The 13,049-nt window shown below is 61.9% G+C and carries 9 protein-coding genes; all 9 read right to left on the reverse strand.

Annotated features, from left to right (window positions below):
• Positions 1-6: 6 nt before the first annotated feature.
• The gene (gene gltB, locus M5B44_RS06385) at positions 7-4,452 is read right to left on the reverse strand and encodes a glutamate synthase large subunit (protein ID WP_248738593.1); all 4,446 of its coding nucleotides are present in this window, start codon (positions 4,450-4,452) and stop codon (positions 7-9) included.
• A gap of 350 nt (positions 4,453-4,802) precedes the next feature.
• The gene (locus M5B44_RS06390; RefSeq protein WP_248738594.1) at positions 4,803-6,401 is read right to left on the reverse strand and encodes an AAA family ATPase; all 1,599 of its coding nucleotides are present in this window, start codon (positions 6,399-6,401) and stop codon (positions 4,803-4,805) included.
• 10 nt (positions 6,402-6,411) lie between these two features.
• Positions 6,412-7,512, reverse strand: a complete 1,101-nt coding sequence (gene aroB, locus M5B44_RS06395) for a 3-dehydroquinate synthase (protein ID WP_119429530.1) — start codon at positions 7,510-7,512, stop codon at positions 6,412-6,414.
• A 142-nt stretch (positions 7,513-7,654) separates the two neighbouring features.
• Entirely contained in the window at positions 7,655-8,173 is a 519-nt protein-coding gene (gene aroK, locus M5B44_RS06400; RefSeq protein WP_011332081.1) for a shikimate kinase AroK, read from the reverse strand.
• A gap of 4 nt (positions 8,174-8,177) precedes the next feature.
• On the reverse strand, positions 8,178-10,256 hold the full coding sequence (gene pilQ, locus M5B44_RS06405) for a type IV pilus secretin PilQ (protein WP_248738595.1): 2,079 nt from the start codon (positions 10,254-10,256) through the stop codon (positions 8,178-8,180).
• A 13-nt stretch (positions 10,257-10,269) separates the two neighbouring features.
• Positions 10,270-10,794 (reverse strand): pilus assembly protein PilP, encoded by a 525-nt coding sequence (locus M5B44_RS06410; RefSeq protein ID WP_114881131.1) that lies wholly within the window; start codon positions 10,792-10,794, stop codon positions 10,270-10,272.
• Complete coding sequence (gene pilO / locus M5B44_RS06415) at positions 10,791-11,414, reverse strand: type 4a pilus biogenesis protein PilO (protein ID WP_085711057.1); 624 nt, start codon at positions 11,412-11,414, stop codon at positions 10,791-10,793. Before pilO ends, M5B44_RS06410 begins: the two co-directional genes overlap by 4 nt.
• On the reverse strand, positions 11,411-11,977 hold the full coding sequence (locus tag M5B44_RS06420; protein ID WP_192552747.1) for a PilN domain-containing protein: 567 nt from the start codon (positions 11,975-11,977) through the stop codon (positions 11,411-11,413). The genes pilO and M5B44_RS06420 overlap by 4 nt, the downstream gene beginning before the upstream one ends.
• Positions 11,977-13,041, reverse strand: a complete 1,065-nt coding sequence (locus M5B44_RS06425; RefSeq protein ID WP_248738596.1) for a pilus assembly protein PilM — start codon at positions 13,039-13,041, stop codon at positions 11,977-11,979. The genes M5B44_RS06420 and M5B44_RS06425 overlap by 1 nt, the downstream gene beginning before the upstream one ends.
• Between the last annotated feature and the right edge of the window lie 8 nt (positions 13,042-13,049).

A 13,049-nucleotide genomic window follows, 5' to 3' on the forward strand; every position in this document is an offset into this window, starting at 1 on the left:
CGCATATCACTGCGGGTTGGCACGGGTGCTGGAAAGCAACGACTTCAGGTTGGCAGCCTTCGGCTTGACCAGCCAGAAACGACGCAGGTAGTCATCGAGGTTCTCGGCGAGTTCACGACCCCACTCGCTGTCGGTTTCCGCGACGTACTCGTTCAGCACGTTCTGCAGGTGGCTGCGATAGGCTTCCATCGCCTCGCCGCTGATCCGCTGGATTTCCACCAGTTCGTGGTTGACCCGGTCAACGAAGGTGTTGTCCTGGTCGAGCACGTAGGCGAAACCGCCGGTCATGCCAGAGCCGAAGTTGTAACCAGTCTTGCCCAGGACGCAGACAAAACCACCGGTCATGTACTCGCAGCAGTGATCGCCGGTGCCTTCCACGACGGTGTGGGCACCGGAGTTACGCACGGCGAAACGCTCGCCCGCAGTGCCGGCGGCGAACAGCTTGCCGCCGGTGGCGCCGTACAGGCAGGTGTTGCCGATGATGGCGCTGTTCTGAGTCTGATAAACGCTGCCCTTCGGCGGCACGATGACCAGCTTGCCGCCGGTCATGCCTTTGCCGACGTAGTCGTTGGCGTCGCCTTCCAGGTACAGGTTCAGGCCACCGGCGTTCCACACGCCGAAGCTCTGACCCGCAGTGCCCTTGAAGCGGAAGGTGATCGGCGCCTTGGCCATGCCCTGGTTGCCGTGCTTGCGCGCGATTTCACCGGAGATCCGCGCGCCGATCGAACGGTCGCAGTTGCAGATGTCCAGATCGAACTCGGCGCCGCTGAGGTCGTTGATCGCCGACGTCGCCATCTCGACCATTTTCTCGGCCAGCAGGCCCTGGTCGAACGGCGGGTTGCGCTCGACGCCGCAGAACTGCGGTTTGTCCGCCGGGATGTGATCGCTGCCCAGCAACGGGGTCAGATCGAGGTGATGTTGCTTGGCAGTCTGGCCTTCGAGGACTTCCAGCAGATCGGTGCGACCGATCAGCTCTTCGAGGGAGCGCACGCCCAGCTTGGCCAGCCACTCACGGGTTTCTTCGGCGACGTAGGTGAAAAAGTTCACCACCATGTCGACGGTGCCGATGTAGTGATCCTTGCGCAGCTTCTCGTTCTGGGTCGCAACGCCGGTGGCGCAGTTGTTCAGGTGGCAGATACGCAGGTATTTGCAGCCCAGCGCGATCATTGGCGCGGTACCGAAGCCGAAGCTCTCGGCGCCGAGGATGGCTGCCTTGATCACGTCGAGGCCGGTTTTCAGTCCGCCGTCGGTCTGCACCCGGACCTTGCCGCGCAGGTCGTTGCCGCGCAGGGTCTGGTGGGTTTCGGCGAGGCCGAGTTCCCACGGTGCGCCAGCGTACTTGATCGAGGTCAGCGGCGAAGCACCGGTGCCACCGTCGTAGCCGGAGATGGTGATCAAGTCCGCATAGGCCTTGGCCACACCGGCGGCGATGGTGCCGACGCCCGCTTCAGCCACGAGCTTCACCGAAACCAGCGCCTTCGGGTTGACCTGTTTCAGGTCGAAGATCAGCTGCGACAAGTCTTCGATGGAATAGATGTCGTGGTGTGGCGGAGGCGAAATCAGGGTCACGCCCGGCACTGCGTAACGCAGCTTGGCGATCAGTCCGTTCACTTTGCCGCCCGGCAGTTGCCCGCCCTCGCCCGGCTTCGCACCTTGAGCGACCTTGATCTGCAGCACTTCGGCGTTGACCAGGTATTCCGGGGTCACGCCGAAACGGCCGGTCGCGACCTGTTTGATTTTCGAGCTCTTGATGGTGCCGTAGCGCGCCGGGTCTTCGCCGCCTTCGCCGGAGTTGGAACGTGCACCGAGGCGGTTCATGGCTTCGGCCAGGGCTTCGTGAGCTTCCGGCGACAGGGCGCCCAGCGAGATACCGGCGGAGTCGAAGCGCTTGAGCACCGATTCCAGCGGCTCGACTTCACTGATGTCCAGCGGCGTGTCGAGGGTCTTGACCTTGAACAGGTCGCGAATCATCGACACCGGACGGTTGTCCACCAGCGAGGTGTACTCCTTGAACTTGGCGTAGTCGCCCTGCTGCACGGCGGCTTGAAGGGTGTTGACCACGTCCGGGTTGTACGCGTGGTATTCGCCACCGTGGACGAACTTCAGCAGACCGCCCTGCTGGATCGGCTTGCGCGGACTCCAGGCTTCGGTGGCCAATGCTTTCTGCTCGGCTTCGATGTCGACGAAACGCGCCCCCTTGATGCGGCTCGGCACGCCACGGAAGCTCAGGTTGCAGACTTCTTCGGACAGACCGATGGCTTCGAACAGCTGAGCACCGCGATAGGAGGCGATGGTCGAGATGCCCATCTTCGACAGGATCTTCAACAGACCTTTGGTGATGCCTTTGCGGTAGTTCTTGAACACCTCGTAGAGGTCGCCCAGCACTTCACCGGTACGGATCAGGTCGCCCAGCACTTCGTAGGCCAGGAACGGATAGACCGCCGAGGCGCCGAAACCGATCAGCACCGCGAAGTGATGCGGATCGCGAGCAGTTGCGGTTTCAACGAGGATGTTGGAATCGCAGCGCAGGCCCTTTTCGGTCAGGCGGTGGTGCACCGCACCGGTGGCCATCGAGGCGTGGATCGGCAGTTTGCCCGGGGCGATATGGCGGTCGCTCAGGACGATCTGGGTACGACCGGCACGCACGGCTTCTTCAGCCTGATCGGCGACGTTGCGGATCGCCGCTTCGAGGCCGACGCTTTCGTCGTAGTTGAGGTCGATGATCTGCCGCTCGAAACCCGGGCGGTCGAGGTTCATCAGCGAGCGCCACTTGGCCGGGGAAATGACCGGCGAGCTGAGGATCACGCGCGAGGCGTGCTCCGGCGATTCCTGGAAGATGTTGCGCTCGGCGCCGAGGCAGATTTCCAGCGACATCACGATCGCTTCACGCAGCGGGTCGATCGGCGGGTTGGTCACCTGGGCGAACTGCTGGCGGAAATAGTCGTACGGCGTGCGCACGCGCTGGGACAGCACGGCCATCGGCGTGTCGTCGCCCATCGAGCCAACGGCTTCGTAGCCTTGCTCGCCGAGCGGACGCAGTACCTGATCGCGCTCTTCGAACGTGACCTGATACATCTTCATGTATTGCTTGAGCTGATCGACGTCGTAGAAAGCCGAACCGTGATCGTTGTCTTCCATGGTCGCCTGGATGCGCAGGGCATTCTTGCGCAGCCATTGCTTGTACGGATGACGGGATTTCAGGCGGTTGTCGATCGCGTCGGTGTCGAGGATCTGACCGGTTTCGGTGTCCACGGCGAGGATCTGGCCAGGACCGACACGGCCCTTGGCGATCACGTCCTGCGGCTGGTAGTTCCAGACGCCGATTTCCGAGGCGACGGTGATGAAACCGTTGGTGGTGGTGACCCAGCGCGCCGGGCGCAGACCGTTACGGTCGAGCAGGCACACCGCGTAGCGACCATCGGTCATTACCACGCCGGCCGGGCCGTCCCACGGTTCCATGTGCATCGAGTTGTACTCGTAGAACGCACGCAGATCCGGGTCCATGGTTTCGACGTTCTGCCACGCTGGCGGAATGATCATCCGCACGCCACGGAACAGGTCGATACCACCGGTGACCATCAGTTCAAGCATGTTGTCCATGCTCGAGGAGTCGGAACCGACACGGTTCACCAGCGGGCCGAGTTCTTCCAGATCCATAAGATCGTTGGTGAACTTGGTGCGACGGGCCTGGGCCCAGTTGCGGTTGCCGGTGATGGTGTTGATCTCGCCGTTGTGGGCGAGGAAGCGGAATGGCTGGGCCAACGGCCATTTCGGCAGGGTGTTGGTGGAGAAGCGCTGGTGGAACACGCAGATTGCGGTTTGCAGGCGCTGGTCACCCAGGTCCGGATAGAACGCGGCCAGGTCGGCCGGCATCATCAGGCCTTTATAGATGATGGTCTTGTGGGAAAAGCTGCAGATGTAGTGGTCGGTGTCGGCGGCGTTGGCCACCGACGAACGACGACGGGCGCTGAACAGCTTGACCGCCATGTCCTGATCGCTCAGGCCTTCGCCGCCGATGTACACCTGCTCGATCTGCGGCAGGCGCTCAAGGGCGAGGCGGCCGAGGACGCTGGTGTCGATCGGCACTTTGCGCCAGCCGATCAGTTGCAGGCCTTCGGCCAGGATCTCGCGGTTCATGTTCTCGCGAGCGGCTTCGGCCTTGGCCGGATCCTGATTGAAGAAGACCATGCCCACGGCATATTGCTTGGGCAACTCGACGCTGAAGGTTTCCTGGGCAATGGCGCGCAGGAAGGCGTCGGGTTTTTGAATCAGCAGACCGCAACCGTCACCGGTCTTGCCGTCGGCATTAATCCCACCGCGGTGGGTCATGCAGGTCAGGGCCTCGATGGCCGTTTGCAATAGGGTATGACTGGGTTCGCCCTGCATATGGGCTATCAGGCCGAAACCGCAGTTATCCTTGAATTCATCTGGTTGGTACAGACCTGCTTTCATAGACACTTTCTCACCAGGCTGCCTCTTTTCGAGGCAAATTTCTTTTCAATTCAACCACTTGCATCTCGCGCCGAACGTACGCCGGCTTTGCGGGGGCAAAAGGGTGGTCATTGTACACAGCGACACAGACGCTCACAAATTTGACGACGAAATGTCGCAAATCTATGTCGCATTTGTGAAAGGTTTAAAGCGATCTGCTGTGCTAGTCAAAACTTTTTTAATTTTGACCGCAACGACTCAAAGACTACTGTGACGCAGACACCACAAGGCACGCGGCCCGTAAGGGCGGCGCGCACTTGTAGAAATTTTGAGGTGCTTGGAGAGGCGGCCTGGGTAAGGCCGCCGAATCTTCAGCGAGTTGTTGCCAGTTCCTGTTGGACGCTGGCGACAGTGCGAGGCCAAGGTTTACCAGCCTGAACCTTCGCTGGCAAGGCCTTGATGGCAGAAACGGCCGCATCACGATTGGCAAAGCTGCCATAGGTGATCACGTAGAGCGGCTTGCCGTTGAGGACTTTCTTGAAATAACGGTACTCGCCGCCCTGCTCCTTGACGAAGCTTTGTGCAGCGGCTTCGGAGCTGGTGCCGAGGATCTGCACCACGTAGTTGCCCGGGGCCTGGCCGGCGTACCAGCTGCCACCGGCGGCCTTGGCGACGGTGACCGGCTTCTCGGCGGCTTTCTCGGCCGGTTTGGCCGCAGCGACAGGCTTGGCAGGTGCGGGGGCTGGCTTCGCAACTGGCGCAGCCGGAGCAGGCGCTGGCTTGGCCGCGGCAACTTGAGTCGGTGCCGGCGTCGGTTTGGCCGCAGGGACCGGAACCGGCGTCGGCGCAGGACCGGCAGGCACACCGGCCGGTGGCGCGGTGGTGGTCACGGTCGGCGGTGTATTGCTCGAGCCTTCCAGCGGTACGCCGTCGTCACCTTCGGTGATCCCGCCGGCCGCTTCGGCCAATGGCTTGCGCATGACCGGTTGCGAATTGCCGACCAGCGGCAACGGCATCGGCTGGGTGTTACCGGCGAACTCCACGTTCGGCGCACCACCCTGGCCCAATGGCAGCTGAGCCTGTTCATTGGCCGGCGCGCCGGTGGTCGGCGCCTTGTTGCGACCGGGCATCAGCCAGGCGGCAGCGACCGCCACCACGACGACGGCGGAAATCGCCAATACGTGTTTCTTCGGCATGTTGAACCCCATACTTGGACGCTTCACCGCAGAGCGGCTGGCAATCATGACTTCGATCAGTGCATCGCGAGCGACCTGGTTGATGTTGCCGGGCCAACCCTCGGAGCTTTCGTGAATATCAGAGATCTGATCCGCGGTGAAAAGTTCGACACCACGGCCGGCACCTTCGAGCCGCTGGTCGAGATACTCGCGGGTTTCTTCTTCGGTGTACGGCTGCAATTCGATGACGTGGAAGCGCTCTTCTTCGAGGTGCAGGGCCTCGAGCTGGGCGATCAGCGACGACTCACCGAACAGGAACACATGGGGACGGCCTTCCGGTGCGCCAGCGCCCAAAGCCATCAGGGCTTCGAGGGCGGACTCGTCGAGCTGCTCGGCGTCATCCACCAGCAGGTAGACTTCCTGGCCGGTCAACGCCAGTTGCACCACCTGATCGAGGATCGCCCCGACTTCGGCCTGGGCCACATTCAGCGCCTGAGCAACCTGACGCAGCACACCGGCCGCATCGCCAGCACCTCGGGCCGAAACGACAACACTCTGAACCGACTGCTTGTTGGTGCTCGCCACCAGCGCCTGGCGCAGCAACGTCTTGCCGCTGCCCTGAGGGCCGGTGACCACCAGCAGCAACTGGCTGTAACGCGCCAGGTGATGCAGTTGCCCCAGCACCGGTTTGCGCTGGGCCGGGAAGAATTTGAAGCCCGGGACCCGTGGAGCGAAAGGGTCATGACTTAACTGGAAATGGCCGAGGAACGCCTCGTCGGCATGCAAACTAGTCATCGGAATCTTATTAACCTTTAAGCTGAGCCAGAGCGCGGTAATCCGCTCCCAGCGTGGCCTGTAGAACCTCTTTCGGATAATCGTCGGTCACTACCGCTTCGCCCATCCGGCGCAGCAGCACCAGGCGCAGACGACCGTCGATCACTTTTTTGTCAATTGCCATGTGTTCGAGAAAATCGGCTTCGGTCATTTCTTCCGGCGGAACCACCGGCAAGCCGGCACGCTGGAACAGACGAATGCCGCGATCGCGTTCCTGCTCGCTGATCCAGCCGAGGCGCGCGGACATCTCCATCGCCATTACCGTGCCAGCAGCGACCGCTTCACCGTGCAACCAGACACCATAGCCCATGTGGGTTTCGATGGCGTGGCCAAAGGTGTGGCCGAGATTGAGCGTGGCGCGTACACCGGTTTCCTTCTCATCGGCGCCGACCACCGCAGCCTTGGCGGCGCAGGAACGCTCGATGGCATAGGTCAGGGCTTTCTGGTCCAGCGCACGCAGGGCATCGACGTTGTCTTCGAGCCAGGTCAGGAACGGCTCGTCACAGATCAGGCCGTACTTGATGACTTCCGCCAGACCTGCCGACAGCTCGCGCGCTGGCAGGGTTTTCAGGGACGCCGTATCGATCAGCACCACGTTCGGCTGATAGAAGGCGCCGACCATGTTCTTGCCCAGCGGATGGTTGATGCCGGTCTTGCCGCCCACCGACGAATCGACCTGGGACAGCAGCGTGGTAGGAATCTGGATGAAATCGACGCCGCGCTGGTAGCAGGCGGCTGCAAAACCGGCCATGTCGCCGATCACACCGCCACCGAGGGCGATCACCGTGGTGCGACGATCATGACGGGCCGTCAGCAGGCCGTCGAAGATCAGTTGCAGGGTTTCCCAGTTCTTGAAGGCTTCGCCGTCCGGCAGCACCACGGAAACCACCGAGAACTGCGACAGACTGCGGGTCAGACGCTCGAGATAGAGCGGCGCAACGGTCTCGTTGGAGATGATTGCCACTTGCCGCCCGTGGATGTGCGGCGCCAGCAATTCAGGCTGATCCAACAGTCCTTCGCCAATATGAATCGGGTAGCTGCGCTCGCCTAGATCGACCTTGAGTGTCTGCATGTGTCCCCACAGTGAAGATGGAAGCAGGCGTCCTGCCTTGAATTATCGGATGTCCCCGGTCTTGAGAGGTGTGACGCCGCTTGCGTGCGATCCGCCACAACCCTCGACAGGACGCCGAGGATAGCGCATTTCGGGCGGCGCTTTAACGGGGTGGAAGTTGCGCCAGACGGTCAAGAATGTCGAGTACCACCATGCGTGGCGGCCGCTCGTCGGTTTCCACCACCAGATCGGCGATTTCCCGATAAAGCGGATCGCGGATCGCCAGCAGGTCGCGCAGGGTTTTCTCGGGATTGGCCGTACGCAGCAGCGGGCGATTGCGGTCGCGGGAGGTGCGGCCGACCTGCTGTTCGACAGAGGCGTGCAGATACACCACCCGCCCGCCCTCGTGCAGGGCCTTGCGGTTGGCATCGCGCATCACCGCGCCGCCGCCCGTCGCCAGCACTACGCCGTCGAACGCGCACAGCTCGGCGATCATCGCCTGCTCACGATCACGAAAACCGGGCTCGCCTTCCTTGTCGAAGATCCACGGGATATTGGCGCCCGTACGCAGTTCAATTTCCTTGTCGGAATCCTTGAACGGCAGGCGCAGCTCTTTGGCCAGTAATCGGCCGATGGTGCTTTTTCCAGCGCCCATCGGTCCTACAAGAATCAAATTTCGCACAGAATCAACGACTCACAGCAATCGCCTGGTTATTCATGATACGCGGAGTGAGGAATACCAGCAGCTCGGATTTTTTCTCCGAAACCACATCACGCCGGAAAAGGCGGCCAAGATACGGCACATCGCCAAGAAATGGCACCTTATCTACGACCTTGCTTTGAGTATTTGAGAAAACCCCGCCAATCACGATGGTCTCGCCGTCGTTCACCAGCACCTTGGCGTTGACCTCGTTTTTCTTGATCGGCGGTACATCCTGCACTTTGTTCAGGTAGTCCGGTTCGTCCTTGGTGACCTTCACCTCCATGATGATGCGGTTGTCCGGGGTGATCTGCGGCGTGACCTCCAGCGACAGCGAGGCCTCCTTGAACGACACCGACGTAGCGCCGCTGGAACTGGCTTCCTGATACGGAATCTCGGTGCCCTTGAGGATTTTCGCGGTCTCCTTGTCGGAGGTGACCACCTTGGGTTGCGAGACGATTTCGCCGTTGCCGGTCTTCTCCATCGCCGTCAGTTCAAGGTCCAGCAGAACGTTGTCGGTGATGAACGCAATGCCGATCCCGGAGGTGTTGTTGACCGTGCCCATGTCGACGAACGGCGAGTTGGTACTGGTGCTGCCCGGCGTGCCGATGGTGGTCGACGAGCCATTGCTGACCCCGGAAGTGTTCCAGTTGCCCTTGTTCTGGATCGATCCGCCCCAGCGCACACCCAGGCTCTTGTCGTAATCGACGTTGGCCTCGACGATCCGCGCCTCGATCATCACCTGGCGCACCGGGATATCCAGCTGCGCCACAATCCGCCGCAGTTCGTCGAGGCGATCCTGGGTCTGGTAGGCGATGATGTTGTTGGTGCGCTCATCGACGGTGATCGAACCCCGCTCATCGACCTTGGCCTCGGCGCTGGTGACCGACTGGAACAGCTTGGCGATGTCCGCAGCCTTGGCGTAGTTCACTTGGAGCAGTTCACGGCGCAGCGGCGCCAGTTCGGCGATCTGCTTCTGCGACTCCAGCTCCTGCCGTTCGCGGGCGGCGATTTCATCCGCCGGCGCCACCAGCAACACGTTGCCGACCTTGCGTTTGTCCAGGCCTTTGGTCTTGAGCACCAGATCCAGCGCCTGATCCCACGGTACGTTTTGCAGGCGCAAGGTGATCCCGCCCTGCACCGTATCGCTGGCCACCAGATTGAGATTGGTGAAGTCCGCGATCAGTTGCAGCACCGAACGCACGTCGATGTCCTGGAAATTCAACGACAGCTTTTCACCGCTGTAGCTGTTGCGGTCGGCGTTGCGCTTTTGCAGGTCGTCGATGGTCAACGGACGGATGCTCACCGTCAGCTTGTTGTCGGTCTGGTAGGTGGAATAGTCGAACGTGCCACCGGGCTCGACGGTAATAGTTGCCCGATCCCCGCTGACGCCGGCATTGACGAACTGCACCGGGGTTGCGAAATCCTTGACGTCGAGACGCACCCGCAACGGCTCGGGCAACTGGGTGCGGGCGAAATTGAGAATGATCTTGCCGTCGTGCTCCTGGATGTCCGGCGCGATGGTCGGGTCGGACAGGTCGATGACCACATTGCCCTCACCCGCCGTGCCGCGCTGGAAGTCCACGCCACGAATGGCCCTGGCGACGGGTGCGTAAGTCCGCGCCGGCGCTGCCACCGGCGTGGCACGCGGTGTCTTCGCGACAGGTCGCGGTGCGCTGGCCTTGGTGCCCTGCCCGACCACCACGAACAGCGTGTTGCCCTCGACCCGGGCGTCATACGGCGCCAGTTGCGTCAGATTGATGATCAACCGGGTACGGTCATTGGCCTCGACCACCGTGGCTGAGCGCGCATTGCCGCTACCGAGGTCGTGGGTCTTGGTCGCGAGCTGGCTGGCCACTCCCGGCAGGTCGAGGGCGATCCGCGCCGGCGAATCGGTGGTGTAACCCTTGGGCTGCGGCGGTGGGCCGTCGAACGACAGCTTCAGCTCGATGCGATCACCCGGCAGCGCGGCAACGTCCAGCGTCTTCAGGTTGGCCGCGTGAACCATCGGTGAAAGCAGCGCTATCCATAGCGAAAAACCGAGGGTGGAGAAAATCCTGTTCATTGTTCGACTTCCACTATGAGTGCTCTTTCAAAGGAATGGTGCGCGGCCGCTCCAGCCAGGCGCCTTCGCCATCGGGAACGATTTCGACCACATCGACCTGGGAGGCGCTGATCGCGACGATGCGCCCGTCGTTGCGCCCCAGGTAATCGCCGACCTTCAGCCGATGCACCCCGCCCGCCCCGCGCAGCAGCGCGAATGAACCGGAGGCATTGGAAATCGTGCCGACCATCTCGAACTGCTCGATGTTGAAACCTTCGAGGTATTGCTTGACCCGGTTCGGGTCCGGCTTGACGTTGCGCGAGCCGTGCTGCTGCCCGGCCAGATCGACCCGCACCTGACGCGAGAAAGGACTGCGCAGATTGGACGCGCTGTAGGTGAACGTCGGGTAGGAACGAAAGGTCGGCGTCGGCTCGATCTTGCCCGGCGGCCGCAGACGCACTTCATTCATGTACGCATCGAGATCGCCGAAGTCGTTGCCGCCGCAACCGCTCAGCCCCAGCATCAATGCCGACAACAGAAGAAAACGGATCGGGCTCATTTTTGCAGCCCCTTGTCGTTGTAGCGGTACGTCTTGGCGAGGATGCTCATGCGCAACTTGGTCCCGCCTTCCGGGTTGGCCGGCGCCAGCTCGAAGTCGTGCAGCGTGACGATCCGCGGCAGTCCGGCCACGCCGCTGACGAAGGTGGCAAGGTCGTGATAGGCGCCCGTGACGGTGATCTGGATCGGCAATTCGATGTAGAACTGCTGCGTCACCTCCGGCAACAGCTTGATTTCCTCGAACTCAAGACCGCTGCCCAGACCGGTGCGGGTGATGTCCTCCAGCAATCCCGGCACTTCGGTGTCACTGGGCAATTGCCGCAACAGCACGCCGAACGAATTCTCCATCTCCTTCATCTGCTGGGTGTACAGCTCCAGATTGGCCGCCATGTGCGCCTTGCTGGAGAACTGCTCCTTGAGCGTGGCTTCTTCCGTGCGTTTGGTTTCGAGCTCGCTCTCCATGTCACTGACGAAAAAGTTGTAGCCCAGGGCCAGCACCAGAATCATCAGCAGCGCCCCGGCCAGGCCTTTCACCGCCGGCGGCCAGGAGCCGATGTTGCTGGTATCCAGGTCGTTGAAGTCAATATTGCGCAGGCTGGCCAGCCATTCGGACGGTTTCATTGGTCGTCCTCCAGGTTTTTCGGCCGGGTCTGATGGACAGTCAACTGGAACACGTTGGCCTGATCCAGTTGCCCCGCCGTGGTTGCCTTGACCTCGTTCAGGGTCGGCGCATCGAACCAGTCGGACGCCTCAAGATTGCGCATCAGGTCGGAGACCCGGTTGTTCGATTCCGCCGCACCGCTGATCGACAGGGTCTTGCCGACCATCTTCACGCTGGTGAAATAGACGCCATCGGGCAGGGTGCGCGCCAGTTGATCGAAGATCCTCCCGCTGACCTGCCGGTTGCCCTGCAGGTCCTGGATGATGCGCATGCGCTCCAACAGTTGCTGGCGACGCGCCTTGAGTTCGCTGATCTGCTTGATCCGCTCATCGACCACGGCAATCTGCTTGCCGATGTAATCGTTGCGCGCCTGCTGATGTTCTATGGCCGTGCTGAATATCTGAGCGGCAATGAATACCGCGCCGACCGAACCGACCACCACGCCGGTCAGGGTCAGCAGAAAGCGTTTGCGCCGTTCTTCGCGGCGCTCCTCGCGCCAGGGGAGAAGGTTGATCCGCGCCATCAGTCGAAACTCCTGAGCGCGAGCCCGCAGGCAATCATCAGGGCCGGCGCATCACTGGCCAGGGCCCCGGCGTTGACCTTGCTGCTCAAGGCCATGTCGGAAAACGGATTGGCGACCTGGGTCGGGGTGTCGAGGCGCTCTTCGATCAACCGGTCCAGCCCCGGCACCGAGGCCGTGCCGCCGGCCAGCAGAATGTGATCGACCGCGTTGTACTGGCCGGAAGCAAAGAAAAACTGCAGGGAACGCGACACCTGTTGCACCAGCGCCTCGCGAAACGGCTGCAGGACCTCACCGACATAATCGTCCGGCAGACCGCCCTGCTTCTTGGCCAGCCCGGCCTGCTCGAGGGTCAGGCCATAGCGGCGCTGGATTTCCTCGGTCAGCTGGCGCCCGCCGAACAGTTGCTCGCGAGTGTAGATAATCCGCCCGTTGTGCAGGACGCTGAGGGTGGTCATGGTCGCGCCGATGTCGACCACCGCAACGGTCAGGCGCTCCTGCGAGGCTGCCAGTTGCGTGGCCAGCAGGCCGAACGAGCGCTCCAGCGCATAAGCCTCGACGTCGACCACCCGCGCGGTCAGGCCGGCAAGGGCCAGCGCCGCCTCACGGACTTCGACGTTTTCCTTGCGACAGGCGGCCAGCAGCACGTTGACCCGCTCGGGATTGCGCGGCGAAACGCCCTGGACTTCGAAATCGATGGCGACCTCGTCCAGCGGATAGGGAATGTATTGATCGGCTTCGATCTTGAGCTGGTTTTCCAGCTCGTCGTCGGACAGCCCGGCGTCCATTTCGATGACCTTGGTGATCACCGCCGAGCCGGCCACCGCCACCGCCACGCTCTTGAGCCCGGTGCGAGCCTTGGCCAGCACCCGGGACAGGGCATGCCCGACGCCTTCAAGCTCGGCGATGTTCTTCTCGACCACGGCATTGGCCGGCAACGGCTCCACCGCGTATGCCTCGACCCGGTAGCGCTCGCCCTGACGGCTCAGCTCCAGCAGCTTCACCGAAGTGGAGCTGATATCGATCCCCAGCAACGTATTGGTCTTTTTATTGAAGAGTCCTAGCACTACCAATT

The organism is Pseudomonas sp. MWU12-2029, from assembly GCF_023242425.1.
Classification (GTDB): domain Bacteria; phylum Pseudomonadota; class Gammaproteobacteria; order Pseudomonadales; family Pseudomonadaceae; genus Aquipseudomonas; species Aquipseudomonas kribbensis.

Coding starts and splice junctions, on each gene's coding strand:
- gltB (WP_248738593.1), bottom strand. CDS start 4,452: ATGAAAGCAGGTCTGTACCAACCAGATGAATTCAAGGATAACTGCGGT.
- M5B44_RS06390 (WP_248738594.1), bottom strand. CDS start 6,401: ATGACTAGTTTGCATGCCGACGAGGCGTTCCTCGGCCATTTCCAGTTA.
- aroB (WP_119429530.1), bottom strand. CDS start 7,512: ATGCAGACACTCAAGGTCGATCTAGGCGAGCGCAGCTACCCGATTCAT.
- pilQ (WP_248738595.1), bottom strand. CDS start 10,256: ATGAACAGGATTTTCTCCACCCTCGGTTTTTCGCTATGGATAGCGCTG.
- M5B44_RS06410 (WP_114881131.1), bottom strand. CDS start 10,794: ATGAGCCCGATCCGTTTTCTTCTGTTGTCGGCATTGATGCTGGGGCTG.
- pilO (WP_085711057.1), bottom strand. CDS start 11,414: ATGAAACCGTCCGAATGGCTGGCCAGCCTGCGCAATATTGACTTCAAC.
- M5B44_RS06420 (WP_192552747.1), bottom strand. CDS start 11,977: ATGGCGCGGATCAACCTTCTCCCCTGGCGCGAGGAGCGCCGCGAAGAA.